Here is a 575-nt window from a genome sequence, read left to right on the forward strand (position 1 = left end):
GCCCGTCCCGCAACGCCCTGATGGCCCGTACGACGTCCAGGCCGTGCTCGCGCGGTGGCGCGAAGCCGAACTCCGCCTCCAGCGCGTCCAGGAACGCGGGCGCGGGCCGCTCGAAGATGCCCATCGTCCGGTCGCCCTGCACGTTGCTGTGGCCGCGCACCGGGCACACCCCGGCGCCCGGCCGGCCCACGTTGCCGCGCAGCAGCAGGAAGTTGACGACCTCCCTGATGGTGGGCACCGAGTGCTTGTGCTGGGTGAGCCCCATCGCCCAGCACACGATGGTGCGCCGGGAGGCGAGGACCATCTGAAAGGCCCGTTCGATGTCGGCGCGGGCCAGCCCGGTGGCGCGCAGCGTCTCGTCCCAGTCGGCCGCGCGGGCGGTGGCGGCGAACTCCTCGAAGCCGTGCGTGTGCGCGCGGACGAACTCCTCGTCCACGGCGCCGTCGGCCTCCAGGATCATCCGGTTCAGGGCCCGGAACAGGGCCTGGTCGCCGCCCAGCCTGACCTGGAGGAACAGATCGGCCAGCGGGGTGCCGCCGAGCGCCAGGCCGCGCGCGGTCTGCGGGTTCCTGAAC

The 575-nt window shown here is 73.6% G+C and carries 1 pseudogene; it reads right to left on the reverse strand.

Features of this window, described 5'->3' with window-relative positions:
* Nucleotides 1-575 (reverse strand): annotated as a pseudogene (locus KUM32_RS40285) (molybdopterin-dependent oxidoreductase); the annotation flags it as partial.

Source organism: Streptomyces sp. AC627_RSS907, assembly GCF_019049165.1.